Source organism: Actinomycetota bacterium (genome assembly GCA_014360645.1).
GTDB lineage: Bacteria > Actinomycetota > Geothermincolia > Geothermincolales > RBG-13-55-18 > Solincola_B.
The window spans coordinates 1-18,188 of sequence record JACIXD010000001.1 but is presented as its reverse complement, the minus strand read 5'-3'; the positions used below and the strand labels follow the sequence as shown (position 1 = coordinate 18,188).

The following is an 18,188-nucleotide window of genomic DNA, read 5'->3' as shown; positions in this document are numbered from 1 at the left end:
CCTCCTCACAGCTTCTTGGGCTTGTCGCCCAGGATGGTGATGGTGCAGTACTGCATGAGGCCGCCCCAGCCGTGGGCCATGGCCTTGTGCACCTCTTTCTCCACCTGGTGCTCCCCCGCCTGACCCATGATCTGCAGGGCGCACTCCGTGACGCGGTTGAGGGCGGAGGTGCCGATGGAGTTGGTGCTCACCACGCCCCCCGAGGCGTTGACCGGGCAGCGGCCGCTCATCTCCAGCTCCCCCGCCTCCAGCAGCTTGTGGGCCTCGCCCACCTCGCACATGCCGATTTTCTCCAGGTACATGAGGGTCTGGTGGGCGAAACCGTTGTAGATCTCCACGTAGTCGATCTCCTTTTTGGGGTCCTCGATGCCCGCCCGCTCGCAGGCCTTCTTGGAGGCGATGATCGCGGGGAGCTGCTCGGCGGGGTCGGTGATCTGGCTCTCGATGAGGTTGGCGGTGGTGGCGTCTGAGGCGCAGTTGGCCACCCCCAGCACCCAGGCCACCTTGTCGGCTATCTTCGCCGCCTTTTCCTCCGAGGCCACGATGCACACCGTAGCCCCGTCGGTGGTGGGGCAGATGTGCCCGAAGCGGATGGGCCAGGAGACCATGGGGGTCTGGGCGATCTTCTCCGCCGTGGCCTCGGGGTCCTTGAGGTGGGCGTAGGGGTTCTTGGCGGCGTTACGCCTCTCCATGGCCGCGATGGCGTCGATGTGCTCGATGCCCGCACCCGAGCGGTGCAGGTAGGAAGAGGCCTGGAAGGAGATGCCGCCCGCGCTCCCTCCCCCGATGGCCCCCATGCCGCTCTGACCGGTAACGTCGATGCCCGACGCCAGCATGGCCATGACCTCGGGGGTGATGATGCCCATCAGCCCCACCTGGGCGTCGCCCTCGGAATGCTTCTCGTAGGTCACCGCCATGGCGATGTCCGCCATCCCCGAGGCCACGTGGTAATAGGCGCCGTGGAAGGCGGCCATGCCGATGGTCCCCCCGGTGGCGAAGCGCATGATGGGCTTGCCGACGGCCCGCATGTGCTCGGCCGCCCAGAGGTGGGGCAAGTTCACGCCCTCGAAGGTGGCCATGTTCCCGAACACGTAGGCGTCGATGTCCTCCGGCTTGAGCCCGGTGTTCTTGAGCCCGGCGTCCACCGCCTCGGAGATCATCTCCGCTATGCTCACGTCCTTTCTCTTGCTCACGAAGACGGGCGTGTACCCGATGCCGATGATGCCCACGTTGCGCATCAATTCCACCACCTCCTCAGGTCCCCAGGATGACCACGGCGCTCTGCTGGGCGCACAACCCGTCCTGCCCGTGCACCAGCGCCTTGTCCGCCTTCTTCACCTGGTTCTCGCCCGCCTCGCCCCTGAGCTGGCGCGCCGCCTCGGCCACACGTATAAGGCCGGCGGCGCAGAGAGGATTGCCTCCCAGGGGCCCCCCGGAGGGATTGAGGGGCATGCCGCCGTCGACCGCGGTATCGCCCGCCTCGTAGGCCGCGGCGGCCTTTCCCTTCTCCAGCAGTCCCATGGACTCCGCCAGCAGGGGCTCCTGGTGGGCGAAGGGTGACGATATCTCCGCGAAACCCAGCTCGGCCGCGGGGTCTTTTATGCCCGCCATGGCATAAGCCCTCTGCGCGGCCTGGGCGGCGGAGAGGGAGGTGGAGAGGTCGCGGTCCCCGATGAAATAGATGTCGGTGCTGCGGCCCATGCCCAGGAGCCAGACCGGCTTATCGGTGAGCTCCTCCGCCTTCCGTTCTGATACCAGGAGCATGGCGCAGCCCCCGTCGGTGGGCGGGTAGCAGTGCAGCTCCCGCAGGGGCTCGTAATAATACGGCGATCCCTTTACCTTCTCCCTGCTGACTCCCTCGATGCGCCGCGCCTGGCCGGGATTGGCGGCGGCGTTCTTCAGGTTCTGGACCGCCACCGCGTCCAGGAGTTCCTCGGGATAGCCGTTGGCCGCCAGGTAGCTCCTGGCCTCCAGGGCCGCCGCTGAGAGCTCGTTGAGCAGCTTGAGCTGGCGGTCATAGGTGGGGTCCAGCGAGTAGTCGAAATAGAGGTAGGGACTGACCTGGGATCCGGTGAGGCTCATGGCCAGGACCATGGTAACGTCATACTGTCCCGAGATGATGCCCATGCTGGCGTAGATGAAGGCGTTGAGGCCGTCCATCTCCACCTTTGTCTGGTCCTTCATATACCCGCCCGCCGGGGGTCCGAGGAAGACGTGGGAGATGGTCCTGCCGTCCAAGAAGTCGTTGGAGCAGAGGACGAAGTTGTCCACGGCGTCGCGGTCTATGCCGAGGTCGTCCAGGAGCCCCTTGGAGAGCTCGAAGACCAGCCGCTCGCGCGTGGTCTCCAGGTCGGGGGCGGCGGCCATCCGGAACCCTGCGATCGCTACTTTTCTATCCATGCGTTTCACCCCCTATGCCGGCTGGAAACAGTCGAGGTCTGTATATTCCCCCTCGACCTGGTCCTTCCAGACCGCCTTGACCTTCATGCCCGTCTTTACGTCGGCGGGAGCCACGTCCAGCTTGGCGAGCAGCGAGTTGGATGCGCCCTCCAGCCTCACCATGCCGATGACGTAGGGGGCGTCGGCCCTGTTGAGCTGGCCCTTCTCCAGGGTGACGTGGCCAACGGTGAAGTTCTCCAGCGTCCCCTCCTGGGGGAGCTCCACGAACTCCTCCATGACCAGGTTGCAGGCCCCGCAGTACTTGCGCGGCGGCACAACCACCCTGCCGCACTGCGAGCATTTCGCCCCCAGGATCTTTTTCTCCCTGAACCCATCGAGGTAGCGCTGCAGGTAAGCGCCTACTCGATAGTTGTTCTGGAAATCCAGGGGCACGACGGGGTGCAGAAAGGTGTCCTTGATCTCCTCCATCTCTCCCTCCTCGGTCGATCCGCCATCCCGCTTCTTAAGGGTATGTTGAAGCCTTTGAAGCCCCGAACGAACGCCCGGCTATACCATCCTATAATTTTATCGCCGGCTTGTAAATATCTTAACTGGCGCTTAATACTTTTTATGATAAGGTCGTAGCCCAAGCCGTCCGGGGGCGCTTTCCCCACGGGCATCTTGTCCGAAGCCTCGTCCTTCGGGAGGGGGCGGAACGCTTTTCCGGTGCGTATCCGACCTCAGGGCCTGCGGGCCAGGGCGGCCAGGGAGGAGCCGCCACGCAGGTCCCACCGCGATATGAGCCGTGCCTCGAGCTCCAGGGCTCTTACCAGAATATGGTTGGTGGGTCGGTGGATGGTCTCCATGGCCTGGGTGTACCTGCCGTCTCCGCTGCTTATACTCCCGCGGCGGCGGTAATAACGTATGAGTGGGTGTACGAGCACGGTATAGCCGGTGAGCCTCTCTATCTCCAGGCCGCTTTCCCGCATGAGAAGCCTTACCTCCGGCAGGGTGTAGCGACGCAGGTGCCCCGCCAGGCAGTCGAAGTCGCTGTAGATCCCCGGCCCCGCGGGGAGGGTCACGAGCACGCGACCGCCTTTCCTGGCCACCCTCCTGAGCTCCAGGAAGGCGGGCAGGTCCAGGCGCAGGTGCTCGATGACGTCGAGGCAGGTCACGAGGTCGAAGGAGCAGTCGGCGTAGGGAAGCTCGTAGATGCTCGCCTCCCGCACGGGGACATCCCCCCGCAGCCGACAGAAACGCACCGCCTCCTCCGAATAGTCGCATCCCTCGACCTCGCCGTAGCGGGAGAGGAAGGGGAAGTTGCCCCCCGTGCCGCACCCCACGTCGAGCACCCTCCAGTCGCCGGGCGGGTCCAGGGCGTCGAGGAGCGCGCCCAGCACCCTGCGGCGGCCCAGGAACCACCAGTGCTCGTCCTCTTTTTCGTAGATGCTCCTATAGGCCTGTTTCTCCAGCTTCATCTCTCATGGGGTCAGCCCCGGACATGGGACATCTCTCCTTCCGCGTCCCCGACGTACGTCTGGCTTCCTCCGCCACGCCTCCCTTCTCAACCCCGGTTCCAACGCATTCCGGTTCTACTCCCCCGTCCTCAACGAAGGCCTTCCACTATGCGCACGTAGCCCTCCACCAGCTCCGCGATGATCTCGCGGACGCTCTTCAGCTCCCGGATCATCCCCGCCACCTGCCCGCTCATAAAGGAGCCCTCGTCCAGGTCCCCCTCCAGGCAGGCCTTCACGGAACGCCCGGAGCCGATCATCTCCTGCACCTTCTCCGGTGGCATGCCCTCCCTCTCCGCCTGCAGGATCATCTCCGCCAGCTTGTTGCGCAGCACGCGCACGGGGCCGAAGGCGCGCCCCGTGATCACCGTGGAGCAGTCCCCCGCAGAGAGGATGAGCTCCTTGTAGCGGGGATGGGCGGGGCTTTCCGTGGAGGCCAGGAAGCGGGTCCCCAACTGCACCCCCTCTGCGCCCAGGGCGAAGGCCGCCACCATGCCGCGCGCGTCGGCGATGCCGCCCGCCGCCACCACCGGGACCTCCACCGCGTCCACCACCTGGGGGACCAGGGCCATGGTGGTGAGCTCGTCGAAGCCGTTGTGCCCGCCCGCCTCGTAGCCCTCGGCCACGATGACGTCCACCCCCGCCTCCTGGGCCTTGCGGGCCATGCGCACGTTGGACACCACGTGCACCACCTTCATCCCCGCCTCCTTGGCCCGCGCGGTGAAGGCCATGGGGTTTCCCGCCGAGGTGGTGAGCACGGGAACGCCCAGGCGCGCCGCCGTCTCGAAGACTCCCTCCCCGAAGGGGCTGAGGATGGGGATGTTCACCCCGAAGGGCTTCGAGGTGAGCTCCCTCGCCTTCCTTATCTCCTCCTCCACCGTCTCCGGCGGCATGCCTCCGGCGCCGATGACCCCCAGGCCACCCGCCTCGGACACGGTCGCCGCCAGCCGCGCGTCCGATACCCAGATCATCCCGCCCTGGAGGATGGGGTACTCGATGCCCAGTATCCCGGGAACCCGACTCTTCACCTTCGCCCTCCTCGCTACTCCCGTCTCTTTACATCCATGCCGCGTATCTCCTCATTTTTGGCGAGGATGCGCGAACGCAGTTCCTCTATCTCGCGCTCCATCTCCTCCAGCTCCGCGGCCTTTCGCTCCATCTCACCGCCCGCTCTCAGCGCTGCCGCGGAGCCGCCGAGGTAGGCCGCGCGCAGTTCCATGCGCCTCATCTCCTCCGGCGCCGCCCGCCATCCCTCCAGACGGCGCGGGTTGCCGTCCCTCCGACCTCTTTGCGCCGCTCACGTGGCGAACACGGTGTGGGAGGAGATGAGCTCCGCCGCCCGCGTGCGGCACCATTCCTTCATCTGCGCGCACGACTCCGAGGACTCCACGTGCTCGGCCAGCTCGGACCCGCTCCCGAAGCGGCATCCCGTAAGGTCACGGCATTCCAGGGAGCCGTATCTTTTTCTGAACTCCCGCATGAAGGGGTTGGCCACCGCCCAGAGCTCCGGTTCGCTGCGTCCCGCGTAGAGGTTTACGTGGCCCCTTACGAAGGGGACCAGGGTGCCCACCAGGCCCTCCTTCCTGGGGTCTATGCCCCACACCAGCCCCATGGCGAGCAGGGCAGCCCCCAGGGCGCCGCAGAGGCCGCCCGAGAGCCCCACGCCGCCGTCCAGGGCCACGGACATCCGCTCCAGGAAGAGGCTCCCCAGGCCGGTCTCCTCGCGCAGGCCCTTCAGCACCTCCGCCGCGCAGTATCCGCCTCCTGACGCCAGCCTGAGGTCGATCGCGCTCGCCTCGCCCCCTCCCTCCAAGGGACGGTTCATGAGCTCGATGAGATGGGATACCGCCCTGCCGATGTGGTTGACGCAGCGCGTGAACACCTTGCCGGTGAACAGGTAGTCCATGAAGCTGAGCAGCTCGTTGAGGTCCAGGCCGCTGCGCTCCCTGCAGAGGGTGCTGCCGAAGCTCTCCTCGAACCAGGCCGTGTACTCGCGCAGGCGCCCGTACAGAGCCTCCCCCTTGCCCGCCTCGCCCTCCAGGATGTCCCCGAGGTGGGCGAGGACCACGGCCATACAGCCTCCCGAGACCACCCCGCAGGTGGAGCCCTCGCTTGCTCCGCCGCCCTCGAGCGGGCACCCCGCCCGCACCGCCGTCCTCTCGCTCACTCCCAGGTACCCTGCCAGGGTACTGTAGGTCGCCTGCATACAGTTCAGGTAGGTGAGGATACGCAGGCGCGCGAAGGCCGCTACGCCCCGGTTGACCATCTCATCCATGACCGACCCCCTCAACTCGCCTCCCGGACAGGAGAAGTCAGGGTTATTATAACCCGCTCCTGGTGCCGCGGATGATCTTGAAGGAGAAGTGCGGCGGCGGGGGCAGGACGATCTCGAGCCCCTCGAAGCCGGCTTCCTCAAGGGGTCCGATCCAGTCGTTCACGGTGGCCACGTATTCGTTCTTCTCCTCAAGGTGAAGCGGCAGCTGCTGACACAGGAATACGGTCATCTCCGGCGCGCCAATATCCAGGCAGTGGAGGGCGTAGGCTGCGATCTCCTCTATCACCTCCCTCATCCGCGCCGGGTCATCGCGTTCGCCCGCCACGTCCCAGAAGAGGTCCGAGTAGACCAGGCGACCGCCCGGCATGGTCACCCGCGCCAACTCCGAGGCGCACAGGCACCTCTGCGGCGGCGGCACGTGGTGCAGGGCCAGGTTGGATACCACGCAGTCGAAATAGCCGTCGGGATAGGGTATCCCGATCCCCTCGCCCTCCCTTATCTCCACCATGGGATCGGCCCGGAAGCGGTCCTCAGCCAGGCGGACCATGTTGCTCGAGGGGTCCACGCCGCATACCCTCGCTCCGGGAAACCTCTCGCGCAGAAGAGCGGTCACGTTACCGGTGCCGCAACCGACGTCCAGGACGACCTCGCCCGCCTGTAGGGCGGCGCTTTCCGCAAGGGTTTCCAGGACCTCCCAGTAAGGTCTGTCGTTGCGGAAGATGCGGTTGTAGTCCTCCGCCACCTCCTCCCATCTCGAGGGGCCCATTCCTCCTCCTTTCCCGGCGAGACCGTGCGGCGGGAACCTTTAAGCGGGGAATCCCCGGCCCTTCCCGCCGAACGGACAGACGATATCGGGGACGGCACGATCATATCACCGCCACGGGGAGCAGGCCCGGAAAAAACGTCCGTTCTCCGATAAGCGCGGGATATATGCGGTCACGAGAGGGCTCCGCCCTCCATCATCTCCGGCCGGTCGGCGATCCCGGGGATCCCCTTCACCATGGCAGCCGGAGGCCTCAGGCGGTCTCCTAAGAGGAGGGGCTTCGGAAGGGCGGTTGCCCCCTCGCGCGGAAGACCATATTATAAGACCCTGTCGTCGAAGGCCGCATCCGCGAAGGGAGCGCTTGCCCCGAGGAGGTGCCGGATGGCCGAGGTCGAGCGGGCCACGGAATGGTCGGGCCGGCGGGGCTGGTTGGGGGCCCTGCTGATGGTGAGCCCGGTGCGCAGGCTCGAGGAGGCGCTGCTGGGCCGCAGCAGCGCGCGGCTCCTCGGGCACGTTTTCTCCTATCTCGACCATGGAGCCACGGTGCTGGACGCCGGATGCGGCTCGGGGTACCTCAGCCTGCCCATCGCCGCCAGGCTGGCGACCGGCAGGGTGATCTGCGTGGACCTCTCGCAGGAGATGCTGGCGGTGCTCGCCAGACGGGCGCGCGCGAGGGCGGTGGAGGGCCGCATAGAGACCGTGAGGGCGGCAGTGGACTCCACCGGCCTGGAGAAGGGCTCGGTGGACATCTTGGTCTCCAACAACCTCCTGCATGAACTGCGCGAGCCGGCGACCGCCGTGACGGAGTGGATGCGCCTGCTCAAGCCCGGCGGACGCATCGCCATCTCCGATTACCGCGCCACGCGCCTCACCGGGCTGATCATGAGGCACGGACACGGCGAGAACGCGCACGGCCCCTTCGACACCATCGGGCTGGCCTCCCTGCTGGAGCGAGCGGGATTCGAGGAGGTACGGGTGATCCCCTGCCGCAACAAGCTCCTCGCCCTCGCCAAAAAACCATCCTGAAAACGGGGCGATGGAGGCGCGCTTTCGGCATATCCCCCAGAGGTAACCCGCATCGTTGAAGGGCATGGCTCGCCGGCAGCGCTCTCCATACCCGGTCCGCGGCCTCCGTAAACCCGCACGAGCCGCCACGTCGAACGTGCGCCCCTCGGGCTGGGTATGCCCTTTGGCCGCCAATGGCGATGACGGTCTACTGCGCGATCCCGGGGGGGTGCCCTCGGCGTCCGACAGCAGGAATCGGCGCCGGGAGCCCGGCGCCCTGCCCGCCTGCGCGGCCCTGTAGTGCCGCGGCTACACCCGCCCCGGCGACAAGGACGATGTGATGCCCGGCGGCAAGGACGATGTGATGTTTCGTATATAAAGGGGCGCGGGCCATGCCGCGCCCCCGTCTCTTTCCGGCCTTCTTCTAATCCACGCCGAAGATGGCGATGGAGCAGACGTTGTTGTTGGGCACCCCGCCCAGGTTGTGGGTGAGCCCGAACTTGGGATTCTTCACCGCCCGGTCCTCCGGCCAGCGGCCCAGGAGCTGGTTGTACATCTCGAAGATCATGCGGATCCCCGAGGCGCCGATGGGGTGCCCGAAGCACTTCAGGCCCCCGTCGGGCTGGCACGGTATCTGGCCGTCGAGGTCGAAGAAGCCGTTGAGGATGTCGTCGGGCGCGCCGCCGTCGGGCGATATCCAAAGGTCCTCCATGGTGCAGAGCTCGGTTATGGAGAAGCAGTCGTGCACCTCCATCATGGAGATCTCCTTGCGGGGATCCTTTATGCCCGCCTCCTCGTAGGCGCGCTTGGACGCCGCGCGGGTGGTGAGGATGCTCGCGCCGTCCCACCTGTCATAGGCGGCCTCCTCGCCGGAGCTCACCGCGATCTGCAGCGCCTTCACCTTGACCATGGGCTCGTTGGGCTTGAGCTTCTTGAACACCTCCGGGGTACACACCACGGCCGCGGCCGCGCCATCCGATACCCCACAGCAGTCGAAGAGCCCCAGGGGATAGGCCACCATGGGCGCGCCCGCGATCTGCTCTTTGCTGACCGCCTTGCGCAGGTGCGCGCGGGGGTTCTTGGCCCCGTTCTGGTGGCTCTTCCAGGACACGTGGGTCATGGCCTCCTTGACCCTCTCCATGGGGATCTTGTGCTTGGCAGCATAAGCCGTGGCCAGCTGGGCAAACATGCCCGGGGCGGTGGCGTTTGGCCCCACCATGACCATCTCCTGCCCGAAGGCCGGGGAGTCGGGCAGCCCGCCGTAGCCGGTGTCCTTGAGCTTCTCCACCCCTATGGCCAGGGCGATGTCGTAGGCTCCCGAGGCCACGCCGTAGGCGGCGCCGCGGAAGGCCTCCGTGCCCGAGGCGCAGAAGTTGTCCAGCCTGGTCACGGGGATGAAGGGCAGGTGCATGGCGTTGGAGGCGTAGGTACCTCCCTTGCCGATGTTGATCTCGTCGATGTGCACTCCCAGCCAGGCCGCCTGCAGGTCCTTCTTCTCGATGCCCGCGTCCTCCAAGGCCTCGGTGAGCGCGTCCACCAGGAGGTCGCCGCCGCTCTTGTCCCAGCGCTCCCCGAACTTGGTGCATCCCATGCCCAGGATGACCACCTTGTCCCTGATGCCCTCGGCCATCTCACTTCACCTCCTCGACCGCGGGTATCGCCTTCCAGAAGTAGTTGGTGATGTCCCGCTTGGGATCGTAGAACTTGATGCGGAAGCTGAAATCCACCGGGTTGCCCACCGCCAGGTCTTCCACCGTGCAGTCGGTGAAGTCGAGCACCGTGCGTCCGCCGCCGTTGAAGGAGACGGTCCCGTACACCGCCGGCGGGTTGAGGGAGGCGGCCAGCATGTCCCCGGTATAGGAGAAGATGGTGCCGCCCTTGTCGGCGAGGTAGACGGGCTCGAACTGGTCGATGGCCCCGCAGTCCGGGTTCACACACATGCGCTTTGCTGGCCACTGCTGGGTGCCGCAGGCCTTGCACTTCCCTCCCCACAGGCCGAGGATGGACTTGCGGTCTCTCCACACCAGCGACCAGCGGGTCTCCTTGTCCACCTCGCCCCTCAGGCCCAGCTCCGGAGGCGCCATGCCCCTCCACACCAGGTACTTCTGGTAGTTGTCGAGGTCGGCGCGGCGGGCCAGCCAGCGCGAGACGCCGCGTCCGTCCTGCATCTTGGCGATGGCCTCGGTGACCTCGAACCACATGGCGTCGCAGCCGCTCCCGAAGGATACCAGCAGTATCTTCTGTCCCGGCTGCGCGGTCTCCAGGGCCGCCGCCAGCATGAGCAGGGGATGGGCGGTGCCGGTGTCTCCCACCGTGGCCAGCATGTCGTCCTGAACCTTCGAGGGGTCCTCCCCGAACATGGTATTGATCTTCTTACGCGCGCCGCCGTAGTAGCACGGGTAGACGACCTTGTCGAAGTCGGTGGGGCTCAGGCCGTACTTGGCGCACAGCCCGTTGACCGCCTCGGGGATGAAGCTCTGGTAGCCGAGGTCGCGAATCCAGCGCTCCTCCCACATGCGGTCGTATTTGGTGTTGGCTCCCCGCAGGTGGTCCACGAAATCGTAGGACACCGAATAGCAGCCCTTGTACTCGGCGATGACGTCGTCGTCGCCCACCGCCACGGCGCCGCCCCCGTCCCCGAAGACCATCTCCTGGGTGGAGGCCATCTTGCCCAGCCGGCAGTCGGCGGCGCATACCACCGCCCTGCTCCCGGGGTTCGCCGCCGCGAACTCCAGGGCCGAGAGCAGCGCCGTGGTGCCCGCCTTAAGCGAGGCCGAGAAGTCCGCGGTGCGGATCTGCTCGCCCGCCCCCAAGGCCCCGGCCACGATGTTGGCGTTCTGCCTCTCCCTGTAAGGGGCGGTGGTGGAGGCGAAATACACCGCGTCGATGCCGGAGCGGTCGATCCCTCTCAGGCAATCCATGCCCGCCGCCACCGCCATGGTGATGGCGTCCTCGTCGAAATTGGCCACCGCTTTCTCGCCCCTGGCGTTGGTGATGATCACCGGGTTCAACCAACCCATGCTGCCGAAGACGATCATGCGGTTCAGGCGGTAGCGAGGCACGTATCCGCCGAACGAGGTGATACCTACCATGTCCTTTCCTCCCTTCCCTCGGACTTTTTCCGGATACACCGATCCTTCCGTCTTGCCTCGGAGCCCATCAAGTGATCTATGGAAGCATCCCGGCCTCTTGGACTTGCACCTCCCCGGGGGATCAGGCGAAATTGACCTGGTTGAATCCCGGATGCCTTGCCCTGAGAAGCCTGGTTATCTCCCTGCGGTCTTCCTCTCCCTCCACTCTCTCCACGTCCGAGACCCAGAGCCCGTCCCGGTTTCGCCTCGCCTTCAAGGCGGTGACGTATCCCGGCACGTAGATGAATCCCATCCCTCCCCTTCCGCAGCAGGATGTCTCGATCGCAGCCATCTGCACCAGATAAAGTATCCGGCGGTCCCTGTATTCTAACACGCCTTCCTCGAGCACCATATAATATCCGGCGATGCTCCTTATCTCCTCCTCCAGGGGCTGGTGGACATGCTCGGCCATGTCTCACCCCACCCTCGATCCGGAGACCCAGCGGGCGGAGGAGGCCGAGAAACCGCGCGCGGCCTTAATGGGAGTGAATGGCGCCGCGGCATCCGGCCGCGCGGGACCCCCTCCGGTCGACGTGCCCTTTGGGACCAGGCCGGCGCCCCTCACGCGGACCCTCCCTCTCCGCCGGAGACGAGCCCGGCCTCAGCCAGCTCCGTGCCCCCGTCTACCTCCACGTCGCGAACGCCGTAGAAGGCCATCTCTGGGGAGGAGCTGAAATCCCGCCCTCTCCGTGCATGGTACCTCTCCATCAACCGCCGGTGCATATCCGCAAGACGGTGGTTGGAATATATCTTGGCCATGGCCACCAGCCACAACAGCTCCTTGAGCGGACGGCGTCCCCGGTAGACCAGCAGCGGGAACCAGTCGCGCCTCCGCTTCACCTGCCCCTTGCTGAAGCCCGGCAGTTCCAGCACCGGCCTCCTGCGCTCCATGTACGGATCCGCCGGCTTTTCCAGCAGCCCCAGCTTCTCGCACCTCTCGTAGAGCTCCGTGCCCGGGTAGGGGAAGAAGACCGAGAGCAGGAACCAGTCCGGCTGGCAGATGCGATTCACCTCCACCGTCTCGCGAAAGTCGCGCGGCGTCTCCCCGGGGAGGCCGATGAGGTTGTATATGCCCACCTGCATGCCGTGGCGGCGGGCCGCCTCCACCGCGTTGACGATGTCGCGGTTGGAATAGCGCCGGTTGAGGACCTCGCGGCGGACGCGCTCGCTCCCCGACTCCAGGCCGATGTTGACGAAACGGAAATTGGCCTCCGCGAGCATGGCGAAGAGCTCCTCGTAGTCGGCGTTGGGGGTGACGCGTAGGTTGGCCCCGAAGGAGACCGGCACCGCGAACCCTGCGTTGGCCCTCTTGAGCTCCGAGCACAGGCCCGCCGCCCATTCAAGGTCGACGCCCAGGGTCTCCACCTCGAGATAGGCCTCGGCGAAGGTGGGCTCGTATGCCTTGAGCTCCACCAGTTCCCTGGCGATGTTCTCGGGACTGCGCAGGCGGACGTACTTTCCAGGCGCGGCCTTGCGCAGCGCGTGGTTGCAGCAGTAGGTGCAGTTGAAGGGGCAACCCCTGCCCACGAGGATGCTGGGCCTCGAGGTGGGGTTCGCCACCCAGGGCATCCACATCTCCCGGTCGGGGAAGGGAAGCGCGTCGAGGTCCTCCAGGAAGGGGCGCGCGGCGTTCCTCTCCACGCTCCCGTCCGGCCGCCTGATGATGAGGTTCGCGATGCGCGAGGGGAAGCGGCCGGCCTCCAACTGCTCCACCAGCTCGAGGGTCGGGTATTCTCCCTCGCCCACGCAGACGGCGTCGAAGACCCCTTCCGCCAGGCATTCGTCCGGCCGCAGCGTGGCATGGGGCCCTCCCAGGAGGGTGAAGACCTCGGGGCGGTGCCTTTTCACCAGCGCGGCCGCCCTGGACATGGTGCCGAGTTCCGTATACACGCTGGTGAAACACACCAGACCGGGGTCGAAATCCTCCACCTCCTCCAGGATGCGGGGAACGGTCTCTCCGCACAGCACGACCAGGCGCGTTGCGTGCCCCTCGCTTTTGAGGAGGGCCGATATGTAGGAGATGCCGAACTGGACCCTTTCCAGTATCTCGAGGGGCTTGTCGTGAGAATAGGGATCCTGTTCCGAGTGGACGAAGAGTACTTTCATCAGGCCTCGAATCCTGGTTCTTCCATCTCCTGGGATATTATGGGAACCTCACATACAGGCCATCCACCGGATGTCTGCATCTCCGGCGCCCCGATCCGGCAGCCGCCTTCATAATATCCTGATCATATTTATAGCAGCCCCGCGCCTTTACTGCCAGAAAGACTTTTATCTTCCCTCCCGACCCCTGTTCCCGGCCGCACAGCCCGGGCGATGGAGGGCGCTCCTGCGGGTCCAGGCCGACCGTGAGACCGCGCCATGCCCGCTATCGCTATCGTGGGACGCCCCTCGAAGACCAGGAGGAGTCCTCTCAGGCCCGCGATCCTCCTCAACCCGCAACGTCGGACGTGATTTGCGGCATCCCTTAACCTCCCATGCCCGCCGGGCATCCCCCGCGTGCTGAAAAGAACGAAAAGGAAGCTCAGAGATTGGGTTTTGCAAAAGGGCATCCTCCCCGCGCCAAAAGGGGCGGGGCACGATGCGGCCCCGCCCCCAACCGCGCACGGTTCACTCGGCGGGAACCGGCGGGTTGAAGTTGGGGCATTTTTTCGGTTTGCAGCGCGAGTCCCTAGCGCACGGTTCACTCGGCGGGAACCGGCGGGTTGAAGACCCGCTGGGCCAGCTCGCGGTCTAGCATCATCAGGGCGTTGCCGCTCTCCTGCGTCATCTCCAGCTGGTCCAGGATCTTCTGGGGGGAGGCCACCTCCTCCACTTGCTCCTTCACGAACCAGTCCAGGAACTTGGCGGTGGCGTAGTCCTTCTCCTCCAGGGCTAGGGCCATGAGGTCGTTGATGCGCCTGGTCACCAGCTTCTCGTGCTCCACCGTCTTGCGGAAGACGTCGGTCACCGAAGCGTATTCGTTCTCCATCTGGTCGAAGGCGCGGACCTCGGGCCTGCCGCCCGCCTCGGCGATATAGTCGAAGAACATCACCGCGTGGGCGTGCTCCTCCTGGGTCTGGACCATCATCCAGTTGGCGAAGCCGTCCAGGCTCCTGGACTTGAAATATCCCGCCATGGCCAGGTAGAGGAACTCCGAGTAGAACTCCCACTTCATCTGGTCGTTGAGCGCCTCCTGCATCTTCTCCGAAAGCATCGCTTACCTCCTTTCAGCCGCCTACGTCTTTCCTTCCGGGGCCTACTTGCCTCGCTTCCACGAGAGGACATCAACCATATTATTGCCATAAGCCTCAATGACTAACGTCATGCCGAGCCCGTTGCCGCCGCCTGTTCACCGGCCTTTCCCGCGCACCCGGTCGTAGATGACCCTCAGGCCGTACAGCGTCAGAGAGGGGTCGATGGCGTCGATGCTCCCGCAATACCGGGAAACGGTTTCCGCCAGGCCGCCCGTGGCGATGACCTTGCACCCGGGGCCGAGCTCCTCCTTGAGCAGCTGGGTGAGCCTGTCGATCCGCCCCGCGGAGCCGTATACCAGCCCGGACTGAATGGACTCGACGGCGTTGCGCCCGATGACGCTGGGGGTAGCGGTCAACTCCACCCTGATGAGGCGCGCGACCGCCCTGAAGAGCGCTTCCGAGGTGCTCTGCAGTCCCAGGGTTATCGCGTCCCCCAGGAAGGCGCCGTCCGCATCCACCGAGAGTGTTCACGTTCCCCAGGTCGATCACGATACGGGGCTTTCCATGTTTCTCCACCGCCGTCACCCCGTTGACTATCCTGTCGGGGTCCAGCTGCCTGGGGTCGTCATAGAGGATGGGCATGCCGGTGTCGGCCTCGCTGACCGCAACCACGGGCTCCAGCTTCAATATCTCCCTCGCCATGCGCCCCAGGGAGCCGGTCATCTCCGGCACTACGGAGGAGACGATCACGTCCTCTGCCTCCTTTAGTGAACGGTCCTCGATCATCAGGAAACCGCCGAGCTTGATGGCCATCTCGTCCGCCGTGCGGTCTTTGTGGGTACAGGCTGGCGTTGACGTTCGAGCCTGTCGTCGTAGAGAGTCCCGAACACGGTGTGTGTTTCCGACATCGATGGCCGGCAGCATGTCTCCTCACCTCCGCTTGGGTCGACCCTCATGACAAGATCGGCACCCCTGTTCTTTCCAGTTCGAGGGAACCGTAAACCTGCACCGGGAGGCGAGGGCATGAGAGATAGCGGCCGGCCATGCATGCATTCGCTCCCTATCGAAGGCCTTTGGTTGCCGGCGACATCGATAAAACAACCCCTCTTAAACAGACACCCCGGACATAGATACGGATTCCCCGTCCTGACCTCCTCATCCCATATGCAGCTCCATGCAGGAAGCGTCGTCATGACTGAGCCCCGGATACAGTCGGCTTGACGCTGTCGGCGTCGCGGCACCCCATCGCCATACAAAAACCGGAATACTGTCGTTTTTGCGTTGACGCGCAAGGCGCGCGATGCTAGAATGTGACAGCGAGTCATATTTCTGGACGTAGGATGGTGCCCTGGGGTATGGCTTCATGCTTTCGGCGGCCGTCTACCCACGGCGCTCATGCCGGCGCGCGGGCAGCTTCGGGACCGCGAGACGGGCTTGCCGGCGAGGGACAGGAAGCGGGGGGCGGCAGAAAAACGGCCTTGCATCCAGAACACACGTCCGGTCCATGAGCGAGGTGCCGGTTCCTTTACGAGGCGTGCAGCGGAACCTGAAACACTGGGGGTCACGAATACCGGATGACCTGCGACACTTGATATCCGTCGGACGGCGCCGTTCCCCGGCATTTTTGCGGGCACGGGCGGCATGAGGCAGGGAGGCGATGCAAATTGGAGCGATCGGGAAACATCCTGGTTCTCGCGGAGATGGTCGAAAACGGAAAGGCGGCTTCCATCTCCATCGAGCTGCTGGGGCTGGGGCGCACGCTGGCGGACTGCCTAGGAACCGGATTGAGCGCGGTGATCATGGGCGATGAGGCGAGCGAGGCGGGCGGGGAATTGGCCCGCCACGGAGCCGAAGAGGTGCTCTGTCTCCACCACCCCCGCCTAAAGGCCTACCACCCGGAGCTCTACCAGCAGGCGATGCTGGGCATGTTACGGTCCTCGCCGCCCCGCGTCCTCCTGGCAGGGCACACCGCGCTGGGACAGGATCTCCTTCCCCGTCTCGCCTTTTCCCTCTCCTGCGGCCTGGTGACCGATTGCGTGGGAGCGAGGGTCGAGGGAGGCGAGGTGCTCTTCACCCGTCCCGTCTACGGCGGCAACGCCCTAGCCACCCAAAGGGTGACCACGGCCATGGCCATGGCCACGGTGAGGGCCCGGGTAGGGGAAGCGCCGCCGCCCTCCGAGAAAGCCGGAGAGGTAAGGACCCTGGGTGTCGACCTCCCGGACCCCGTACGTCTGGAGGTGACGGGCCGGGAGACCCTGGAATACAGGGAATGTCCCCTGGAGGAGGCCCCGGTGGTGGTCTCGGGAGGCAGAGGCATGGGAGGAGAGGAGGGTTTCTCGCAGTTGAGGGAGCTGGCATCTCTCCTCGGGGGGGCGGTAGGGGCATCGCGCCCTCCCGTGGACGCGGGGTGGGCGCCCACCACCTGCCAGGTGGGGATAACCGGAAAGGTGGTGGCCCCCGACCTCTATATCGCCGTGGCCATCTCCGGATCGACCCAACACCTCTCGGGCATGAGCGAGGCGGGCAAGATCGTGGCCATCAACAAGGACCCCGATGCCTACATATTCAAGGTCTCGGATTACGGCGTGGTGGGGGACTGGAAGCAGGTCCTGCCCTCCTTCACCGCCGCCCTCAGGGAGATGCTGAAGGAATAGGGGGTGCGGGATGAGCCTCAACATCATCGTCTGTGCAAAGCAGGTCCCGGATCCGGAAGGGCCGCCTTCCTCATTCGAGATAGATGGGGTGGAGCGCCGGGTGATACCCAGGGGGATACCCCCGGTGATCAACCCCTTCGACGAGAACGCCCTGGAGGCGGCGATCCGCATCAAGGAAAGCGTGGGCGCGTTCATCACCCTTCTCTCTCTGGGGAGATCGCTCTCTCGGGCGGTGATCCTCAAGGCGGTGGCGGCGGGGGCGGACGCCTCCCTGCTGGTGGAGGGCGACCCCTTCGACCCCGCCGTCCTGGACGCGTCCTCCACCGCCTCCCTGCTGGCGGCGGCGGTGCAAAGGATCGGGGCGTATGACCTGATCCTCTGCGGCAGGCAGGCGGCGGACACCAACGCGGGCCTGGTGGGGCTGGGTCTGGCGGGTATCCTTGAGATACCGGCCATCACCCTGGCCCAGAAGGTGGAGGTCGGGGACGGCAGGGTGAGGGTTGAACGGGTCCTCCCCGACGGGTTCGAGGTGGTGGAGGCCCCGATGCCCGTTCTGGTAACGGTATCCGGGGAGCTCGGCGACCTGCGCTATCCGAGCCTGCAGGCGATAAAGGCCGCGAAGGCCCTGCCGCAGACGGTCCTGGGACCGGATGACCTGGGCATCGATCCCCTCTCGCTCCGCCGTCTCGAGACCGTGGCTCTCGAGGCTCCAGTGCGCGAGAGAAAGTGCCGGCTGGTGGAGGCGGACACTCCCGAGGAGGCGGGCCGAAAGCTGGTCTCGGTATTGCGTGAGGACAAGGTGATATGAGGCCCTGATGAAGAGGGGCGGGGCTGCGACGAACGGGCCCCGGGCTCTCGGCCGTTCCCCGCGTCCACCTCGGGACCGGGCCGGGGCCGGAAGAAAGATGGGGACCGGCGACCGGCGGCCGCCGGAAGGACGGGGGTAGGAACGCCGTAGAGATTTCAGCATGCGGGACCGCCGGCTCATGACCGAGCGCGTGCGGGCACCTGGCAGATCCTGGCGGAAAGGCTTCTTTTACGGGGGACGAGTCGAAAGCCGGAAAGGACCGGGTTCACGGATAAGGTATGGGCGGGCCGGTGACCGCCGGCTCCGTTCCGGCCGAGTGATGGAGGTGAGGTTTATGCCGCTCGATCCGCAGGAGGTGTTTCGGGTCATGCAGTGCGCCTGGCGCAACGGCGTGCTGGACAAGTTCATGGTCATCCAGGGGGAGGCCCTGGAGGGGGTGATGGCGGACACGGGCATGAACCTGGGGGACCTCCTCAACCGCCT

The 18,188-nt window shown here is 65.7% G+C and carries 18 protein-coding genes; 4 read left to right on the top strand and 14 right to left on the bottom strand.

The window, feature by feature from the left end; genetic code table 11:
* Positions 1-5: 5 nt before the first annotated feature.
* From H5T74_00090 to H5T74_00055, 8 genes are all read right to left on the bottom strand, one after another.
* Positions 6-1,250, bottom strand: a complete 1,245-nt coding sequence (locus H5T74_00090) for a hypothetical protein (protein MBC7228778.1) — start codon at positions 1,248-1,250, stop codon at positions 6-8.
* 4 nt (positions 1,251-1,254) lie between these two features.
* The gene (locus H5T74_00085; GenBank protein ID MBC7228777.1) at positions 1,255-2,400 is read right to left on the bottom strand and encodes a thiolase family protein; all 1,146 of its coding nucleotides are present in this window, start codon (positions 2,398-2,400) and stop codon (positions 1,255-1,257) included.
* 12 nt (positions 2,401-2,412) lie between these two features.
* A complete protein-coding gene (locus H5T74_00080) occupies positions 2,413-2,868 on the bottom strand; it encodes a Zn-ribbon domain-containing OB-fold protein (GenBank protein ID MBC7228776.1) in 456 nt (151 codons plus the stop codon).
* 251 nt (positions 2,869-3,119) lie between these two features.
* Entirely contained in the window at positions 3,120-3,857 is a 738-nt protein-coding gene (locus tag H5T74_00075; protein MBC7228775.1) for a methyltransferase domain-containing protein, read from the bottom strand.
* A 128-nt stretch (positions 3,858-3,985) separates the two neighbouring features.
* Positions 3,986-4,921, bottom strand: coding sequence for a DUF561 domain-containing protein (locus H5T74_00070; GenBank protein ID MBC7228774.1), 936 nt, complete (start codon positions 4,919-4,921; stop codon positions 3,986-3,988).
* Between the two features lie 14 nt (positions 4,922-4,935).
* On the bottom strand, positions 4,936-5,121 hold the full coding sequence (locus H5T74_00065) for a hypothetical protein (GenBank protein MBC7228773.1): 186 nt from the start codon (positions 5,119-5,121) through the stop codon (positions 4,936-4,938).
* Positions 5,122-5,190: 69 nt separating this feature from the next.
* The gene (locus tag H5T74_00060) at positions 5,191-6,168 is read right to left on the bottom strand and encodes a C_GCAxxG_C_C family protein (GenBank protein MBC7228772.1); all 978 of its coding nucleotides are present in this window, start codon (positions 6,166-6,168) and stop codon (positions 5,191-5,193) included.
* 46 nt (positions 6,169-6,214) lie between these two features.
* Positions 6,215-6,934: a methyltransferase domain-containing protein gene (locus H5T74_00055; protein MBC7228771.1), complete on the bottom strand. Its 720-nt coding sequence runs from the start codon at positions 6,932-6,934 to the stop codon at positions 6,215-6,217.
* A 378-nt stretch (positions 6,935-7,312) separates the two neighbouring features.
* On the opposite strand from H5T74_00055, the gene H5T74_00050 reads away from it, so the two are divergent.
* A complete protein-coding gene (locus tag H5T74_00050; protein MBC7228770.1) occupies positions 7,313-7,957 on the top strand; it encodes a methyltransferase domain-containing protein in 645 nt (214 codons plus the stop codon).
* 403 nt (positions 7,958-8,360) lie between these two features.
* Here H5T74_00050 and H5T74_00045 read toward each other — a convergent pair whose 3' ends face one another.
* The 6 genes from H5T74_00045 to H5T74_00020 form a co-directional block, all read right to left on the bottom strand.
* Entirely contained in the window at positions 8,361-9,566 is a 1,206-nt protein-coding gene (locus H5T74_00045; protein ID MBC7228769.1) for an acetyl-CoA acetyltransferase, read from the bottom strand.
* A 1-nt stretch (position 9,567) separates the two neighbouring features.
* Positions 9,568-11,028 (bottom strand): 3-hydroxy-3-methylglutaryl CoA synthase, encoded by a 1,461-nt coding sequence (locus tag H5T74_00040; GenBank protein ID MBC7228768.1) that lies wholly within the window; start codon positions 11,026-11,028, stop codon positions 9,568-9,570.
* Between the two features lie 121 nt (positions 11,029-11,149).
* Complete coding sequence (locus H5T74_00035; GenBank protein ID MBC7228767.1) at positions 11,150-11,479, bottom strand: hypothetical protein; 330 nt, start codon at positions 11,477-11,479, stop codon at positions 11,150-11,152.
* A 149-nt stretch (positions 11,480-11,628) separates the two neighbouring features.
* Positions 11,629-13,173, bottom strand: coding sequence for a B12-binding domain-containing radical SAM protein (locus tag H5T74_00030; GenBank protein MBC7228766.1), 1,545 nt, complete (start codon positions 13,171-13,173; stop codon positions 11,629-11,631).
* A 577-nt stretch (positions 13,174-13,750) separates the two neighbouring features.
* Positions 13,751-14,263: a ferritin gene (locus H5T74_00025; protein ID MBC7228765.1), complete on the bottom strand. Its 513-nt coding sequence runs from the start codon at positions 14,261-14,263 to the stop codon at positions 13,751-13,753.
* Positions 14,264-14,357: 94 nt separating this feature from the next.
* On the bottom strand, positions 14,358-15,167 hold the full coding sequence (locus H5T74_00020) for a type III pantothenate kinase (protein ID MBC7228764.1): 810 nt from the start codon (positions 15,165-15,167) through the stop codon (positions 14,358-14,360).
* A gap of 740 nt (positions 15,168-15,907) precedes the next feature.
* On the opposite strand from H5T74_00020, the gene H5T74_00015 reads away from it, so the two are divergent.
* From H5T74_00015 to H5T74_00005, 3 genes are all read left to right on the top strand, one after another.
* A complete protein-coding gene (locus tag H5T74_00015) occupies positions 15,908-16,897 on the top strand; it encodes an electron transfer flavoprotein subunit alpha/FixB family protein (protein ID MBC7228763.1) in 990 nt (329 codons plus the stop codon).
* Positions 16,898-16,907: 10 nt separating this feature from the next.
* Complete coding sequence (locus tag H5T74_00010; GenBank protein MBC7228762.1) at positions 16,908-17,705, top strand: electron transfer flavoprotein subunit beta/FixA family protein; 798 nt, start codon at positions 16,908-16,910, stop codon at positions 17,703-17,705.
* Positions 17,706-18,039: 334 nt separating this feature from the next.
* Positions 18,040-18,188, top strand: a 149-nt coding sequence (locus H5T74_00005) for a hypothetical protein (protein MBC7228761.1), incomplete at its 3' end; no start/stop codon positions are given.